General features: G+C 63.5%; 14 protein-coding genes, 1 tRNA gene and 2 pseudogenes. 3 read left to right on the top strand and 14 right to left on the bottom strand.

Going from position 1 to position 17,036, the window contains the following annotated elements:
- Positions 1-148: 148 nt before the first annotated feature.
- The 4 genes from ybeY to BMON_RS01315 form a co-directional block, all read right to left on the bottom strand.
- A complete protein-coding gene (gene ybeY, locus BMON_RS01330; RefSeq protein WP_033510955.1) occupies positions 149-691 on the bottom strand; it encodes an rRNA maturation RNase YbeY in 543 nt (180 codons plus the stop codon).
- On the bottom strand, positions 688-1,923 hold the full coding sequence (locus BMON_RS01325; RefSeq protein WP_033510957.1) for a PhoH family protein: 1,236 nt from the start codon (positions 1,921-1,923) through the stop codon (positions 688-690). The genes ybeY and BMON_RS01325 overlap by 4 nt, the downstream gene beginning before the upstream one ends.
- Before the next feature lie 7 nt (positions 1,924-1,930).
- Positions 1,931-2,269 (bottom strand): histidine triad nucleotide-binding protein, encoded by a 339-nt coding sequence (locus BMON_RS01320; protein ID WP_033510958.1) that lies wholly within the window; start codon positions 2,267-2,269, stop codon positions 1,931-1,933.
- Positions 2,270-2,359: 90 nt separating this feature from the next.
- Positions 2,360-3,157, bottom strand: a complete 798-nt coding sequence (locus tag BMON_RS01315) for a 16S rRNA (uracil(1498)-N(3))-methyltransferase (protein WP_033510959.1) — start codon at positions 3,155-3,157, stop codon at positions 2,360-2,362.
- 117 nt (positions 3,158-3,274) lie between these two features.
- Between BMON_RS01315 and BMON_RS01310 the strand changes: the two genes are divergently transcribed.
- From BMON_RS01310 to glgC, 3 genes are all read left to right on the top strand, one after another.
- Positions 3,275-3,362, top strand: a tRNA-Leu gene (locus BMON_RS01310).
- Between the two features lie 134 nt (positions 3,363-3,496).
- A complete protein-coding gene (locus tag BMON_RS01305) occupies positions 3,497-4,363 on the top strand; it encodes a TrmH family RNA methyltransferase (protein ID WP_033510960.1) in 867 nt (288 codons plus the stop codon).
- Between the two features lie 244 nt (positions 4,364-4,607).
- Complete coding sequence (glgC, locus tag BMON_RS01300; protein WP_033510961.1) at positions 4,608-5,855, top strand: glucose-1-phosphate adenylyltransferase; 1,248 nt, start codon at positions 4,608-4,610, stop codon at positions 5,853-5,855.
- A gap of 142 nt (positions 5,856-5,997) precedes the next feature.
- On the opposite strand, the pseudogene BMON_RS10620 reads toward glgC, so the two are convergent.
- The 10 genes and pseudogenes from BMON_RS10620 to BMON_RS01250 all read right to left on the bottom strand — a co-directional run.
- A pseudogene (locus tag BMON_RS10620) lies at positions 5,998-6,357 on the bottom strand (metal-sulfur cluster assembly factor); the annotation flags it as partial.
- Positions 6,358-6,703: 346 nt separating this feature from the next.
- Positions 6,704-7,240: pseudogene (gene sufU, locus BMON_RS01290) on the bottom strand (Fe-S cluster assembly sulfur transfer protein SufU); the annotation flags it as partial.
- Between the two features lie 2 nt (positions 7,241-7,242).
- Positions 7,243-8,514: a SufS family cysteine desulfurase gene (locus tag BMON_RS01285; RefSeq protein WP_033510964.1), complete on the bottom strand. Its 1,272-nt coding sequence runs from the start codon at positions 8,512-8,514 to the stop codon at positions 7,243-7,245.
- A 15-nt stretch (positions 8,515-8,529) separates the two neighbouring features.
- Complete coding sequence (gene sufC / locus BMON_RS01280) at positions 8,530-9,309, bottom strand: Fe-S cluster assembly ATPase SufC (protein WP_033510966.1); 780 nt, start codon at positions 9,307-9,309, stop codon at positions 8,530-8,532.
- A 2-nt stretch (positions 9,310-9,311) separates the two neighbouring features.
- Positions 9,312-10,535, bottom strand: coding sequence for a Fe-S cluster assembly protein SufD (gene sufD / locus BMON_RS01275; protein WP_033510968.1), 1,224 nt, complete (start codon positions 10,533-10,535; stop codon positions 9,312-9,314).
- Positions 10,536-10,539: 4 nt separating this feature from the next.
- Positions 10,540-12,000, bottom strand: a complete 1,461-nt coding sequence (gene sufB, locus BMON_RS01270) for a Fe-S cluster assembly protein SufB (protein WP_081882748.1) — start codon at positions 11,998-12,000, stop codon at positions 10,540-10,542.
- A 187-nt stretch (positions 12,001-12,187) separates the two neighbouring features.
- Entirely contained in the window at positions 12,188-13,003 is an 816-nt protein-coding gene (locus BMON_RS01265) for a TraX family protein (protein WP_081882736.1), read from the bottom strand.
- Between the two features lie 40 nt (positions 13,004-13,043).
- Positions 13,044-13,931, bottom strand: a complete 888-nt coding sequence (locus BMON_RS01260) for a sugar ABC transporter permease (RefSeq protein ID WP_033510970.1) — start codon at positions 13,929-13,931, stop codon at positions 13,044-13,046.
- 1 nt (position 13,932) lies between these two features.
- A complete protein-coding gene (locus tag BMON_RS01255; RefSeq protein ID WP_033510972.1) occupies positions 13,933-15,315 on the bottom strand; it encodes a carbohydrate ABC transporter permease in 1,383 nt (460 codons plus the stop codon).
- Positions 15,316-15,516: 201 nt separating this feature from the next.
- Positions 15,517-16,836: an extracellular solute-binding protein gene (locus BMON_RS01250; protein ID WP_033510973.1), complete on the bottom strand. Its 1,320-nt coding sequence runs from the start codon at positions 16,834-16,836 to the stop codon at positions 15,517-15,519.
- Positions 16,837-17,036: the final 200 nt, after the last annotated feature.

Genomic DNA, 17,036 nt, shown 5'->3' with positions numbered 1-17,036 from the left:
GGTCGTGCGCCGCGCAGGGAGTCACGGACGGACCCTCCACCGTTTCCCCATCCGGCGCTTCCCGACCGGCGCGACCGTCGGCATACGATCGTGATCGCTCCCCCGCGTGTGTGTCGTCCACAACCGAGGGGCATCGGAATATATCCCATTAGGCGTTGTGGGTATTCCCGGCGTGCGCTCGATCGTAGACCGACAGGGCGTCGCGCGACCCCGCGGGAAGCGAGGCGGCGGGGATCGAAGTGCTGCGTATGGCCATGAACGTCAGCAGCAGTTGGCGTTGCAGCCCGAACATCTGCTGCTCCTGCTGCGGTGTCGTGTGATCGTATCCGAGCAGATGCAACGTGCCATGGATGGTGAGCAGCAGCATCTCCTGCATGGTGCTGTGGCCGGCGGCCGCCGCCTGCTGCGCCGCGACCCAGGGGCAGATCACGATGTCGCCCAGCACGCCCTCCATGACGGTGTCGCCGTCCCCCGGCCGCAGTTCGTCCATGGGGAAGCTCATCACGTCGGTCGGTCCCTCGAGGTTCATCCAATGCTCGTGCAGATGGGCGATGGGATCGGGGTCCACGAACAGGACGGTGAGATCGGACTGGGTGCTCACCCGCATCTGGTCCATCACCCACAATCCCAATTCCGAGAATGCCTTGGCATCGATGTTCCAGACGGTTTCGTTGGTCACCTCGACGCTCATAGCGCGGCCCCTCGCTGTCCGTTGCGGTCGTTGCCTTCCTTGCGCCGCATGACCCTCTGCGTGTGACGGTCATAGGCTTCGACGATGGCGCCGACCAAGGCGTGCCGCACGACATCGCCGGCGTCGAGATGGACGAAGGCGATGTCGTCCAGTCCGCCGAGGATGCGTTCAATCGTCGCCAGACCGGACTGCGGCACGGCGATGTCGATCTGCGTGATGTCACCCGTGATGACCATCGTGGTGTTGAAGCCCAGCCGGGTGAGGAACATCTTCATCTGCTGCTCGGTGGCGTTCTGCGCCTCGTCGAGGATGACGAAGGCGTCGTTGAGCGTGCGGCCGCGCATGTACGCCAGCGGGGCGACCTCGATGGTGCCGTCCTCCATGTACTTGCGCATCTGCGCGACACCGAGCATATCGCCCAACGCGTCGTAGAGGGGCCGCAGATACGGGTCGACCTTGTCGTTGAGCGTACCGGGCAGGAAGCCGAGGCTCTCCCCCGCCTCGACGGCAGGGCGGGTGAGAATGATGTGGCGAACCCGCTGGTCGCGGAACGCCCGCACCGCCTTGGCCACCGCAAGATAGGTCTTGCCGGTGCCGGCGGGGCCGATGCCGAAAGTGATGGTGTGGGTCGAAATCGCCTGCACATAGGTGATCTGGCCGGCCGTTTTGGGCCTGATGGGAGTGCCTGAGGCGAAGGTGATCACGCCGGGTACGCGAGGCTTGGAGCCCAGGTCCTCGCCGTCGGCTCCCTGGGTGGCGTCTCTCGGGAGCGCCCGCATCGGCACCCCTGCCGCACCGGCCGCCGCGTCGGCCGATTCCGAACCGCGCCGCGACTCGTCCGGGCGTCGGGAGTCGCGTTCGTAAGCCGAACCTCCGGCCACCCTGCGCTCACCCCTGCGCTGTGCTGGGGATGGGGCAGACGGGCGAGGAAGCGACGTCGCACGCACATGGTTGCGCAGCACGTCGCGTTCGAGCATCCGACGCACCGTTTCCGCGTCGATGGGGGCGCTATAGGCGGCCCGTATCACGGTCTCGATGAGGTTCTGCGCCTTTGAGGCGTCAGATTCGGTGTGCTTCGAGCGTGACAGAATCGCCACGCGGTTGCCGCGTACGACAAAGCTCAACTCCGGAAAGGCTTGTTCGATCTCCCTGATGACCTCGTCGACCGGGCCGAAGACGGCGACCGGATCGAGTTCCTCGGGAACGGTGATGGTTCGTGTTGTGGTGGCCACGGATCCTCTATTCGGCCATGACTTCGCCCGTGAGGACGTGGGCGTGGACGTGGAAGACCGACTGGCCCGCATCCTCTCCGGTATTGAATTCGAGTCGGTACGCTCCGTGGAATCGCTCATCGGCGATATGCTGCGCGATCCCGACGATATGCGCGAGCTCGGCGGGATCCTCCTGCGCCAGCTCGGCGACATCCCGATAATGATGTCGGGGTATGACGAGCACATGGACCTTCGCTTTGGGATGGATGTCCTTGAAGGCGACCGTCGTCTCGTCCTCGTAGACCTTCTCACTGGGGATGGTCCCCGCCGCAATGCCGCAGAATAGGCAGTTGTCGGATGCGCTCATCGTGCCCCTTCCCTTATCTCTCGTTGAAATCCTCTGTCCACTCCATGGTATTGCCCCTCACGGATAAACACGGGAGGGGCCGAACGGGGCTCAGGCGAACCGCCCCAAGCTCCTGGACAACAGGGATAGGGCCACCGGCCCGGCCACCCCCGCCCGCAGGATGTTCGAGCCGAGCACACAGGTGAGGGCCCCGGCATCACGCAGGGCGTCGATCTCCTCATCGCCGATGCCGCCCTCAGGGCCCACCACCACGCTGATGGTCCGTTCTCGACCATCATCAAGGCATCGGGAGGTCAACGCGGTGATATGATCCTCAATCTCATCCCACGGCGTAGGAGCGTCCTGATGGAGCACGATGACCAGGTCGCCGTGCACGCTCGCCCTACGGCAGATCGCGATCAACCCCGTGCCGTTCACGCATTCGCCCAGTGAGGGCAGCCACGCGCGCCGGGACTGCTCCGCGGCGGCGACGAGGGTGTCGTGCCACCGACGCTCACTGCGACCCTGTTTCCATTTGGCGATGGAGCGTGCGGATTGCCATGGCACCACCTCATCGACGCCGATCTGCGTGGCCATGTCGATGGCCTGTTCGTCGTGACCCGTCTTCGCCAGCGCCTGGACGAGCGCCAAACGGGTCACCGGTCCCGGCTCGCGCCCCACCCCGGTGACGGACGCCGTGCCCGCATCGACGTCCTGGATCTCGGCATGGACCCGCAGGCCCACCCCGTCGCTGAGCTGCAGGCGGTCACCCGGTTTGAGGCGCATGGCCTGCAGGGCATGGCGACGTACGGAACGAGGCAACGTCAACCGCCAGCCGGTATGCAGTTCGTCGGTGTTGAGCGGGGTGTCCTCATGGCTGGTATCCAGCATGAACAGGGGGTCGGTCATGGTCCCAAGGCTACACGTGGCGGTGAGAAACGGGCCGGCGACGCGCAGGCGCACGACACACCGTGTTGCCGACCCGCGGAAGGTGCTATAGTTCTACACGTTGTGCAAAAGCGACCTGTCCGGGTGGCGGAATGGTAGACGCGCTAGCTTGAGGTGCTAGTGCCTAATTTATACAGGCGTACGGGTTCAACTCCCGTTCCGGACACTACAGAGATTGTCGACAAAGCCCCTTGTTCCAAGGGGCTTTGTCGTATCTTGGGACACCCGCCGGTCCGGTGGGCGGGCGGGTGTCCCGCCCCTGCCGCCGAAGTCCCGTGCCTATATGGAAGGAATGCCGTCATGCAGTTCATACGTATCGCGTCGATCGAGGACGACCGTGTGGCGGCGTATACGAATCTCACCGAACTGCAGCTGCGCAACCGCCTGGAGCCGGAACGGGGATTATTCATCGCGGAATCGCCCAAGGTGATCGAACGGGCCCTGGCCGCCGATCGCGAACCCCTGTCCTTGTTGGTCGAGGAATCCTGGCTGCCCGGAATGGCACCCATGTTCGAGCGGATCGAGCATCGCTGGGGGCCGGACATACCGGTGTACGTCGCCACGTCGTCGCAACTGAAATCGCTGACCGGATATCGTTTGCATCGCGGCGCGTTGAGCGCCATGCGGCGCTGGCCCCTGCCCTCGGTGGCGCAGGTCTGCGCGGGCGCGCGGCGTGTGGCCATCATGGAGAACATCGTGGATCACACCAACGTCGGCGCGCTGATGCGATCCGCCGCCGCCCTCGACGTCGATGCGGTGCTGGTCACACCCTCATGCGGCGATCCGCTGTACCGACGCGCCGCACGCGTGTCAATGGGCACCGTGTTCCAGATCCCCTGGACGCGCATCGGCCAGGAGCATGACCACGATTGGGCGCGCACGGGCATTGCGCTGCTGCACGGCCTGGGCTTCACCACAGCGGCCATGGCCCTTGACGACGATTCCGTATCCCTGGACGACCTGGTGCGCCGGTTGCGCACCGCACCCGATGCCGATGGGCACATCGAGCGCCTCGCCATGATCTTCGGCACCGAAGGCGATGGCCTGTCGCATCACACGATCGCCCATGCCGACCTCACGGTGAAGATCCCCATGAGCCACGATGTGGACAGCCTCAACGTCGCCGCTTCGAGCGCCGTGGCCTTCTATGCGACACGCCTGAACTGACCCCGGGCGCATCCTGCGCGCCCGGTGGATGCGAGGGGGCGCGGACCCCTGTGGTGCCGGGCGTCCGACTGCATACGTATGCAGTCGGACGGAGGACCGGGGGGGGCGGCGAACCTCGCCCGGCCAGGTGTCGCACCTTGCGTGTCGCTGATTCTGTGCCATCATGGTCATAGCGACGGTCCGCGACGAAGCGGGACGTGGTGACCATACGGTGTCGTAAGACGCTCTACAGAGAGGAGTTCCGATGGCGAAGAAGACCCCCAAGATATTGTCAATCGTGCTTGCAGGCGGCGAGGGGACCCGTCTCATGCCCCTGACCAGAGATCGCGCCAAGCCCGCGGTGCCGTTCGGCGGAGTGTTCCGGCTGGTCGATTTCCCGCTGAGCAATCTGGTCAATTCCGGGTATTCCAAGATCGTGGTGCTCACCCAATACAAATCGCATTCCCTCGACCGGCACATCTCCCGCGTCTGGCGGTTCTCCCCGTTGATGAACCAATACGTATCCCCCGTCCCCGCACAGCAGCGGCTCGGCAAGCACTGGTACCTGGGCTCCGCGGATGCGATCTACCAGACGGTGAACATCATCGAGGACGAACGTCCCGACATCGTGGTGATCGTGGGGGCGGATCATGTCTACCGCATGGACTTCGGCCAGATGGTGCAGCAGCACATCGATTCGGGTGCCGAATTCACGGTCGCCGGCATCCGACAGCCGTTGTCGCAATCGGATCAGTTCGGGGTCGTCGACGTGGATCCGGAGCATCCCGACATGATCCGCACGTTCAAGGAGAAGCCCAAGACGACCGACGGGCTTCCCGGTTCCCCGGACCAGATCCTGGCCTCGATGGGCAATTACGTGGCGAATACGGATGCGCTCTTCGCGGCGCTGGCGATCGACGGGAAGTCGGACAACACCAAGCACGACATGGGCGGCGACATCGCCCCCTACTTCGCCGCACGGCACGAGGCCGGCGTCTACGACTTCAACTCGAACGAGGTCCCCGGCTCGACGCCCACCGATCACGCCTATTGGCGTGATGTAGGGACCATCAAGCAGTTCTACGACGCCCATATGGACCTCATCGCCTATACTCCCGAGTTCAACCTGTACAACCAGGAATGGCCGATTTACACCATGTCCGGCAATCTGCCCCCGGCCAAGTTCGTCCACGCCGGGCGTGACCGTCTGGGGCACGCCACCGATTCGATCGTCTCCAACGGCGTCATCGTCTCGGGTGGCGAGGTGCACCACTCGGTCCTCTCCCCCAACGTTCGCATCCACTCCTGGGCTCAGGTCGTGGATTCGGTGCTGTTCGACAACGTCGTGGTCAACCGCCGCGCGCGCGTCTACAAGGCGATTTTGGACAAGAACGTCGTGCTCACCGAGAACTCGACTGTCGGCATCGACACCGAGCACGATCTGGCACGCGGTTTCACCGTGACCCCCGATGGCATCACGGTGGTCCCCAAGAGCACGATCGTCGATGACTGATCGGTCTGCGCGCACCCGGTGATGGAGTGCCACATAGCGGTGACCCCCGATATCAACGGATATCGGGGGTCACCGCATATCGGGCGGCATGCCGGTCAACTGCAGCGCCATCATGCGCCGCAGCGGATCATGCGCGCACGGTTCAGTACTTCGGCATGTTCTCGAGATTGAAGCCGATGGCGGCCAGCTGTTCGCGTCCGTCGGGCGTGATCATGTCAACCGTCCATATCGGGTCCCACGTCCAGTCGATGCGGAACTCCTCGACCAATCCCGCCAAGGTGCTGGCGCATTCATCCTCAAGCAGTTCGGTCAGCGGGCACGTCGGCGTGGTGAGGGTCATGGCGATGATGGCACGGCCCTGCTCGTCGATCTCGATGCCGTAGACGAGCCCCAGATCGACGACGTCGATGCCCAGCTCGGGGTCGATGACCTGATGCAGGGCCTCCTTGACGTCCTCGGCGGTCGCCCGCCCGATGTCATCGACGGCCTTGATCGGTATCCCGCCCTCCTCATGGGCGTCCGGGCCCGTGAGGCCGGACACACTGCTCCCCGGTGCCACGTCGGACGAGGCGTTCGGTTCCGACAGCGTGCCTGCGAGCTGCGGATTGGCGAAGATCTGCCGCGCGGTCTTGCTGTCGCCCACGGCCTTGTTCACGGAGTCGAAGATCGAGGATTGCGGTTCCGGTACCAGATTGTCGTTCGTGCTCATCTCATGCCTCGCTGTCGCTAGCCGCGTTGTCGGTTACCTGATTGTCGCTTGTCTGATTGTCGGTTGCCCCGGCGGCATTGTCCGGCGGGGTCTTGCCCCGTCCGGCGTCGTTCGATCCACCCATGGTCGCACCGTCCTGCGCAAGCGCATTGGCCAGGGAATCCTTGAGACCCTCCCAGCCGAGCAGCGCGCACTTGATGCGCATGGGATAGCGGGACACCCCTTGGAATGCCGTTGCGTCGCCGAGGATGTCGTTGTCCTTGTCGTCGTCCAACCCCGCCCCTCGTGACTGCATGAGGCGTCGGAACACGGCGAATGACGCCATGGCGTCATCGACCGTTTGCCCGTTGACCATGTCGGTCATCATCGACAGGCTCGCCTGGGAGATCGAACAGCCCTGGCCATCCCAGACCAGACGCTCGATCCGCCTCGGCTCCTCGTGGCCGACCTCGACGTGGACGGTCACCTCGTCGCCGCACGTCGGATTGAACTGATGGGACCGCCCGGCGCTGCAGGATGCATGGGAGGCGAGCACGGTACTCGTGCCGGTCGCGGCGCCGGCCTCCGCGGCATCCGGCGTCAGCGACGTCCGCCCGTGCGGGTGCCGCGAGGCGTCGAGGATCACCTCCTGGTACATCTGCTCGAGGGCCTGGTCGCTCATATCGAAATCGTTCATGTCTATGCCTTGAAGAAGTCCCTTACCTTGGCTACGGCCTCAAGCAGCGCCCGGGCCTCGTCCGTCGTCGTGTACACCCCGCAGGACGCCCTGTTGGAGGCGAAGAGTCCGAAGTGCCGGTGCACGGGCTGCGCGCAGTGATGCCCCACGCGCACCGCAATGCCGCGGGCGTCGAGGAACTGGCCCACATCGTGGGGATGCACGCCGTCCACGTCGAACGAGACGGTGCCGATGCGATCCGTCGTATCGGTCGGTCCGAGCACACGTACGCCATCGATGTCATTGAGCCCCAGCAGTACGGCTGCATTCGCCCGCTCGTGCCGCGCGATCCGGTCCATGCCGATGCCGCGCATCCAATCCGCGGCCGCGCCGGAGGCGATCACCTGGGCGACCGGCTGCGTGCCAGCCTCGAAGCGGGCAGGCGGGGCCATGTACTGGGCCGGTCGGTCCATCCACGCGAGTTCTACCATGGATCCCCCGAAATTCGCCGGCGGCAGGGCCTCCAGCAACTCTCGACGCCCATAGAGGAAGCCTGCACCCGTAGGGCCGTACATCTTGTGTGCGCTCCATGCCGCGAAGTCGACACCGAGCGCATGCAGATCAACAGGCAGATGAGGCACCGACTGGCAGGCATCGAGGACGACCAGTGCTCCGACCTCGTGGGCGCGCCTGACCACGGGGGCGATGTCGGTGATCGCTCCCGTCACATTCGAAACGTGCGTGATGGCCACGACTTTCGTGCGTGGCGTGATGACCTCGTCGGCGTCCTCGGTACGGATGCGCCCGTCCTCGTGCAGGCCGAACCACGTGAGGTCGGCGCCGGTGCGTGCCGCAAGCTCCTGGAAGGGCAGCAGCACCGAATGGTGTTCGGCTTCGGAGACGACGATGCCGTCGCCGGGACCCAACGCGAAACGACGCGCGGCGTCTCCCCCACGGCCTTGCGAGGCATTGCCGAAGGCCGTGGCCAGCAGGTTCAACGCGGCCGTGGCCCCTGAGGTCACGACGATCTCCTCATGGTCCGGCTCGGCGTCGGCACCCACGAGACGTGCGACCTTGGCGCGGGCATCCTCGAATGCGACCGTGCTGCGCGCGGCGAGCTCATGGGCGCCACGATGGACGCCGGCGTTGATGGTCTCGTAGAACCGCCGCTCGGATTCGATCACGGCGTCCGGTTTCTGCGAGGTCGCCGCCGAATCGAGATACACCAGCGGATGTCCGTGGATGCGTTGATGCAGGATCGGGAACTGCTCCCGTATCGTCTCGAAATCGTCCATAAGCCGATACCCCCGTTACGCCAACGCGGATTCGGAGTTGGCGCCCTCCGGCAGGTACTGGTCGTAGCCGGTGGCCTCGAGTTCGTCCGCGAGTTCCGGCCCACCCGTCTTGACGAATTTGCCGCCCGCGAAGACATGGACGACGTCGGGCTTGATGTACTTGAGGATGCGGGTGTAGTGCGTGATGAGCAGCAGCCCCAGGCCGGTGTTCTCCTTGGCGCGGTTGACGCCTTCGGAGACGATGCGCAGCGCGTCCACGTCCAGACCGGAATCGGTCTCGTCAAGCACCGCGAACTTGGGCTTGAGCAGCTCGAGCTGCAGTACTTCGGCACGCTTCTTCTCGCCGCCGGAGAAGCCTTCGTTGACGGAACGGGACGCGAACTTCGCATCCATGCGCAGCCGCTTCATGGCGGAGTTCAGTTCCTTGGACCACTGCCGCAGGGCCGGAGCCTTGCCGTCGACTTCGGTCTTCGAGGTGCGCAGGAAGTTGGTCATGGACACGCCGGGAACCTCGACCGGGTACTGCATGGCCAGGAACAGGCCCGTGCGGGCGCGCTCGTCGGGCGTCATGGTGAGCAGGTCCTTGCCGTCGAGCAGGGCCTGACCGGAGTCGACGATGTACTTGGGGTGGCCGGCCAGCGTGTACGCCAGCGTGGATTTACCCGAGCCGTTGGGCCCCATGATGGCGTGCGTCTCGTTCGAATTGACGACGAGGTTCGCGCCCTTGAGGATCTGCTTGCGTCCTTCTTTGGTCTCCACCGAAGCGTAGAGATCCTTGATTTCCAATGTCGACATCGTTACTTCTCCTCCAGTACATGCTGCATGGCTTCATTCTCTCCGCGCGACAGGCGGCGGTCGATCACCTTCATGAGGTGACCGGATATGGCGGGCACGCCGATCTCCTCGACGAGTTCGCCGAAGAATCCGCGTACGACGAGCTTGCGCGCCTCGATCTCGGGGATGCCCCGGGACTGCAGGTAGAACAGCTCCTCGTCATCGAACCGACCCACCGAGCTGGCATGGCCGGCGCCCACGATGTCGCCGTTCTCGATCTCCAGATTCGGCTCGGAGTCGGCCACGGCCCCGGGCGTGAGCACGAGGTTGCGGTTGAGTTCGTAGGAGTCGGTGCCGGGTGCGTTCGGTTCGATGAGTGCGTTGCCGACCCAAGTGGCGTGCGCGCCCTTGCCGTCGAGGGCGCCCTTGTACACGACGCGTGACTTGCATGCGGGGTGGTTGTGGACCACCATGGTGCGATGCTCGATATGCTCGCCGGGATCCACGAAGTAGATGCCGAGCATGTTGAGGTCGCCCTCCTCGCCGCCGAAGTCCTGATCCATACGGATGCGCACGACGTCGCCACCTAGAGTCACGACGGAATGACGCAACGAGGCGCCTTCACCGACATGGATGCGTTGGTTGCCCACGTGCTTCGAACCTTGTTCCCACTCCTGGATGAAGGTCGTGGAGACCTGGCTGTGCCGGCCGGTGGATATCTCGACGCCTTCGGCCAGACGCGCCAGCCCGTCGTGCTCCACGACGATGTCGGCATGGGTGTCCGCTGCCGCGGTGATGACCAGATGCACGGCGTCGAGATCAAGTCCGTTGCCGTGGATCTTGACGAGGACCGGTTGGTCGAGTTCGCCGGACATGGCGACCGTCACCGCATGCCGGGCGCTGTGCCACTGCACGACGGCCGCACGATCGCTTGGGGCGAGCACCGTACCTGTCGGTTCGGCACCCATCTCGACATCACCGACACGGACCCGCTCCGGGTCCACGGCCGTGCCGTCGATGTTGCTCACCGTGACGGTGGTCGCCGCGCTGGCCTGGAAGACCTGGAAGAACTCCTCCATGCGTGCGATCGGCGTAAAGCGCCAGTCGGGGTCCTTGGGCCGGGGCACGGTGAAATCATCCACGTCGAAGGAACGCGGCTGTCGATCCACGCTCGACGGCATGGCCGCCGGCATGGCATAGGGATTCTTCGGATCCGCTACTGGGACCCTCACTTCTTGCTGCGACATCGGTTCAGCCCACCGATCCTTCCATTTGCAGTTCGACAAGACGATTGAGCTCCAACGCGTACTCCATGGGCAGCTCACGGCTGATCGGCTCGACGAAACCGCGCACGATCATGCCCATGGCCTCCTTCTCCTCCAGGCCACGGCTCATGAGGTAGAACAGCTGGTCCTCGGAGACCTTGGAGACGGTGGCCTCGTGGGCCATCGACACGTCGTCCTCACGCACATCCACATGCGGATAGGTGTCCGAACGCGAGTACTCGTCGACCAACAGCGCGTCGCAGACGACGGAGGAGCTCGACCCCTTGGCGCCCTTGATGACCTTGACCAGCCCGCGGTAAGCCGCGCGGCCTCCCATACGGGAGATCGACTTGGACACGATGGTGGAGCTGGTGTGGGGCGCGAGATGGATCATCTTGGCGCCGGTGTCCTGATACTGGCCTTCGCCGGCGAAGCCCAGGGACATGGTCTCGGCCTTGGCATAGGGCTCGGCGAGGATGCACGAGGGGTACTTCATCGTGGCCTTGGACCCGATGTTGCCGTCGATCCACTCCATGGTGCCGCCCTCACGCACGTAGGCGCGCTGGGTCACCAGATTGTACACGTTGGTCGACCAGTTCTGCACCGTCGTGTAGCGCACGCGGGCGTGCTTCTCCACGACGATCTCGACGTTGGCCGCATGCAGGGAATCGGTCGCATAGATGGGGGCCGTGCAGCCTTCGACGTAATGCACGTACGAGCCTTCGTCCGCGATGATCAGCGTGCGCTCGAACTGCCCCATGTTCGGGGTGTTGATGCGGAAGTATGCCTGCAACGGAATGTCGACGTGCACGCCCTTGGGGACGTAGACGAACGAACCGCCCGACCAGGCGGCGGTGTTGAGCGCCGCGAACTTGTTGTCATCGGCCGGGATCACGGTGGCGAAGTACTTCTTCACGAGTTCGGGGTATTCGCGCACCGCGGTGTCGGTGTCCACGAAGATGACGCCCTGCTCCTTGAGGTCGGAGCGGATGGAGTTGTAGATGACCTCGGATTCGTACTGCGCCGCCACGCCGGAGACCAAGCGCTTCTTCTCGGCCTCGGGGATGCCCAGCCGGTCGTAGGTCGTGCGGATGTCGTCGGGCAGGTCCTCCCACGTCGCCGCCTGCTTGTTCAGGGGCTTGACGTAGTACTTGAAATCCTCGGCGTGGAATTCCGACAGATCCACGCCCCAGTCCGGCATCGGCTGGTCGAGGAAAGCGCGATAGCCTTTGAGCCGGAAATCGAGCATCCACTGGGGTTCGCCCTTGTCGGCCGATATGGCGCGGACCACGTCCTCGTCGATGCCCTTCTTCGCGGCCTCGCCGGCGGCGTCGGAATCATGCCAGCCATAGCCGTATTCGCCGAACTGCTCGATGATCTCGTCGTCCCGCTTGATCTTATCCTCGTTGACACGGGTGCGGTCAGTGACATACTGACTCATCTCCATGTCGGACGCGGCGTCGGGTGTGAGTTGGTCCACCACGGTAAGCAGCCTCCATTCATTGGGAAAGTACAGAGCCAACCTAACAGAAGTGAGGCGGGAATGCTAGGGTTCGTCTCGAATACGTTCGCCGGTCTCCCCCGGGCACGGCATGCTGAGGGTGCGCAGCGGCGGCGCATCCGGAGCGGCGGTGCTACATCGCAAGCCGCGCCAGAGCGAAGATGAGGAGCACTCCGGGGTACAACGCATAGAAGCACCAGGTGATCCACCGGTGCCGACGATCCCGTGGATACCCCAGGGTGCCGTTGCGGTAGTGCAGCACGACCATGCCGATGGATGGCGGGAGCAGCCCGCTCATGCCCCAGGCGACGCCCGCGAGCATCATCGTATTCTCGTGTGCGCCGAGTGCGTAGAAGATCAACGCGAAGCCGAGCAGGAGCACTCCGCCCTGGAAAAGCGTCTGTCGTACGTAGATGTGGAACAGGTACATATCGAGACCGGCGGCCAGGACCACCGCGGTGCGCACGATCCACGACGCGGCGTCGCGCCTGCCGGCATAGCGCCGGCAGATCCACAGCACGATCGTGCTGATGCATAGGGCCCAGACGGGATTCTGCGAACGAACATCCACCACGCTGCCGCTGGTGGATAGGTCATACGGCACTTCGCAGATGACGGCAAGCGCCAGGAGCCGCAGCACGTACCGTCCGATATGCGAGGTGTGCCGCACCGCCTCGACGTTGAGCCAGGCGAACAGCGGCACCGCGCACCAGGAGGCCGCCTCGAACAGCAGAGCGACGGCCATGGACCCGGTCGAGGCGCGACGCACATCGACGCCAAGGGACGGGATGAGCATCGCCGAACCGAACAGGCCCACCACGATGAACACGTAGCCGATGATCTTCACCCGCAGGTTGGACAGACCATGTGTCCCGGCCTTCGCCGTGACACTCCCCTCGCCCTCGCGAGCGTGGTATCGGTCGCCGGATGGTGTCTGCATGCGCATCATGCCATCGGCCTAGCCCGTTGCCGGACGGAGGCGTCAGGCATCATCCCTTGACCGAACCGGACATCGACTCGGTGTAGAACCGCTGCATGATCATGAACAGGATGGCGATCGGCACCGAGACGCAGACCGCCCCCGCCGCGAACCGGGCATACCATTGCGTCAGCCACCCTTGTCCCTGGATCATCTGCCACAGGCCCAGCGCCACGGTGAAGTTGTTCTGGGTTCGCGTCACGGCCTTGGCCAGCACGAAGTCCAACCACGGGCTGAGGAACGAGGTGATGACCTGATACACCACCATCGGCCGGGCCACGGGCAGGATGATCTTGGTGAAGATCTGCCATTTCGTGCAGCCGTCCAGGGTCGCGGCCTCGTCCAGGGACATGGGAATCGTGTCCATGTATCCCTTCATGACGAAGAACCCGGCGCCCGAACCGGCCGAATACACCACGATCAGGCCGATGATGATCGGCAGGCCGGAGGCGGTCAGTCCCATGGTCTTGAGGATGTAATACAGCGCCGCGACCACCATGATGCCGGGGAACATGCCCAGCACCAGCACGATGTTCATGAATTTCGTGCGGAAGCTGAACCTCAGCCGACTCAGGGAATACGAGACGGCAAGCACGAACGCCGTCGAGATCAGGCAGGTGAAGACGGCGACCACGAAGGTCCGGACGTACATCTGGCCGAAGGCGAGCTGGGAGTTGTCGGTCCACAGCTGCACATAGTTGCGCAGGGTGTAATGCGAGGGGATGAACCCGTCGCTGTATGGACCCGGAAAGGCGTTGAACGATTCCATGAATATCCAGAAGATGGGAATCAGCCAGATGATGCCGGCCACGGTCAGGAACACATACGTGGCCGCATCGCCGAGCCGACGGCGGGTATAGGAATGCGTGGCGCCCACGCCGGAAGTTGACTTGCGCATGTTACTGGAATCCTCCCTCGTTCTTGTATGAAGCCGAGCTGCGATACGTGACCAGCGAAATGACGGCCAGGACGATGAACGTGAAGATGCCGATGACCGAGGCCATCGAATAGTTCCCCTTGTCGATCGACAGCGAGTAGATCCAGGTGATCAGCAGGTCGGTCGCCCCCGCGGATTGTCCGGTCGGGGTCGGGCCGCCACCGGTGAGCAGATAGATGACGTTGAAATTATTGACGTTCCCCACGAAGGTCGTGATGAGATACGGCGTCATGACGAAGAACATGTAGGGCATCGTCACACTGCGGAACAGCTGCCAGGCGTTGGCCCCGTCGACGCGGGCTGCCTCGTACAGCTCAGCCGGGATGTTCTGCAGGATGCCGGTCACCTGCATGATGGTGAACGGAATGCCGATCCACAGGTTGATGACGATGACGGTGATGCGGGCCCACATCGGATTCGACCAGAACGGCAGGGGCGACGAGATCCAGTGCGCGTTCATCAGCAGGTTGTTGACGATGCCGGATTGGCCGAGCATGAGGTTCATGACCAGCAACGACACGAATTGCGGCACCGCGATGGACATGGCGAACACCGAACGCCAGAACCCCTTGAATCTGATGCCCGGACGGTTGATGAGCATGGCGATGAACATGCCCAGGAAATAGTTGAGGAACGTGGCGAAGAACGCCCAGACCAACGTCCATATGGCGACTTGGATGAAAAGATGCAGGTTGACGCTCAACCCGCTCTGATTGGAGAACAGGGTCTTGAAATTACGCAGGCCGACCCAGCCGAAGGTGCTCACGTAGTTGGGGTTGCCGTTGGGGCCATACCCGGTGAAGGCCATCGATATCATGTAGACCAGCGGCATCACGGTGAATACGAGGATGCCCAGGACTGGCAACGACATGAGGGAGTTCTGCGCCTTGCGATCGGTGAGATCGCGCAGATCCTCGACTATCGACGGGGCTGTGCCGTTGCGCTTGGCAAGCACTTGCGCGCGGTACGCGGAACGAACCGCGAACCACCAGAACGCGACGAACATGACCACGATGAACAGACTGGCCATGCCGTAGAGCAGCATGACGTAGGACGGCGCCGTGGTCGTCGCCACCGAGAACCCGTCCTGAATGACGTTGACGAGCTTGCCTCCGGTATCGAGATGCCACAGCCCGACGATGCTCGGCACGCCGCCGACGATCATGAAGGCGATGAACGCGGCCTCGACGAGCAGCCAGCACAGGCCCTTGACGATCTGGCCGCGCATGACGTTGCCCAGACCGAGGACGACGAAGCTCAGGTAGGTCCAAATATCTCCGTGCCGGCATGCCTCACGGAACCCGTAGGCGTCGTGCGCATCCTCGTGCGACACGGATCCGGGCATCGATGACACCACTGATGATGCCACGATGGCGGTTCCCTGCGGGGAATCAGGATTATTGTCTCTCACTGGTGAACCAGCTTTCTCACTGATATGCATCCGGAAGGCGTTGCCCGACGGTGATCGAATCACCGTCGGGCAACGCCTCGCACCGCGCGACTCAACAGCGGACGCGCCATGTGACCGGGTGGCTAATCGACGGACTCAGTCGCTGTTGCCATTGAGCGACTTGTTGAAGGCGGTGGTCTGCGCCACGGCATTGTCGAGGGTGACGGTGCCGTTGACCAGATTCGTGCCGAAGTTGGTCGCGGGAGTCCAGAAGTTGTTGTTCATGATATCCAACGTGGGCTGCAGCACCGAGGTCTTGGCGATGGTCGCGAACTGTGCGGCGGCGACCGGGTTGTCCTTGACTTTGGCGTTGCTCGTCAACGTGACGTCGGAGGGAACCTGACCGTAGTCCTGATACATGTACAGCTGGGACTGGGTACCGCCCATGAACGCCGCAAAGACCTGGGCCGCCTTCTGTTGCGCGGCCTTGGTGTTGCCGTCGTGGACCTTGGCGGAGGGATTCCAGCCCACGGCCTTGGATCCGGCGAAGGACTTCATCTGATGGGTCTTGCCGTCCAGGGTGAAGGTCGGCAGCTGAGCGGTGCTCATCTTGTCGCCGAGCTTATCCTTGATGACCGAACCGTCCCACGTTCCCGAGAAGTACGCGGCGACCTGACCGGATTCGAAGGCCTTCAACCCGGCGTCGTCACCCGCCAGGCCGGGGGTGGAGATGTAATAGTTCGGGTTCTTGGCCATGCTCACCAGGTACTTGGTGACATCGGGTTTGTCGAACTTGACCCCGTCCGACGCGTCATCGCCCTTGGGCCCGTACAACGTGCCGCCCGCACCCAGATAGAACGCCGGGAAGTACCAGGAATTCGCCAGGGGGAAGGCCACCTTCGCCTTGCTGAGCATGGTGTCGAGCGATGTGACATCGCTCTTGGCGAGCATGGTGTTGTTGTAATACATGAACCAGGTGTTGGCCGTATACGGCACGCCATACAGCTTGCCGTCCTGTGTGATCGAATCGATTATCACCTGGGGGTTCTGGGTCTTGATCTGCTTGACGATGTCGGTGTTCGTTTGGGCGCCGACGCCGTTGGACTTGATCAACGCGCCCAGCTGGTCGTTCGCGTACATGTACACGTCCGCACCCGCGGCAGGGTCCTGATTGATGATCTTGCCCGCATCGGCCTCACCGACGACCGAGTTCTTGAAGGACACCCCGGGGTGCGCCTTCTTGAAGTCCTCCTCGATCTGCTTCACCGAGGTCTTGCCGTTCGGTCCGGGCTGAAGGTTCTGCTGGGGCGCCCACACATTCAAGGTGACCTTGCCCAGATCCAGTTTGTCCAGACTGGCCGTCGTGTCCCCCGTGCCGGAGGCGGAGCCGCCGCCATTGCCCGATCCGCCGCAGGCCGCCATGGATACCAACGCCGCGGCCGCGACCACCATACCGATAAACTTGTTCGCTTTCATATCCTCATGACTCCTCTGTCCGAAAGGTATACGACGTGCTGCCGCTGCGTGGTTCTCCGAGCACTGCACAACACCTTTGGAATGCTGCATCCCGGTCAACGCCTCGCCGCACGCTTCACCAAAATTCTACATCGAAGTGCAAACGTGTGCAACTGTAGGACGATCACGCGGAACCCCGGCGACCACCGAGTCCGCACCCA

It is taken from the genome of Bifidobacterium mongoliense DSM 21395, from assembly GCF_000741285.1.
Classification (GTDB): Bacteria; Actinomycetota; Actinomycetes; order Actinomycetales; family Bifidobacteriaceae; genus Bifidobacterium; species Bifidobacterium mongoliense.
Note: the sequence above shows the minus strand (reverse complement) of the source record. Positions and strands in the feature narration are given on the sequence as shown.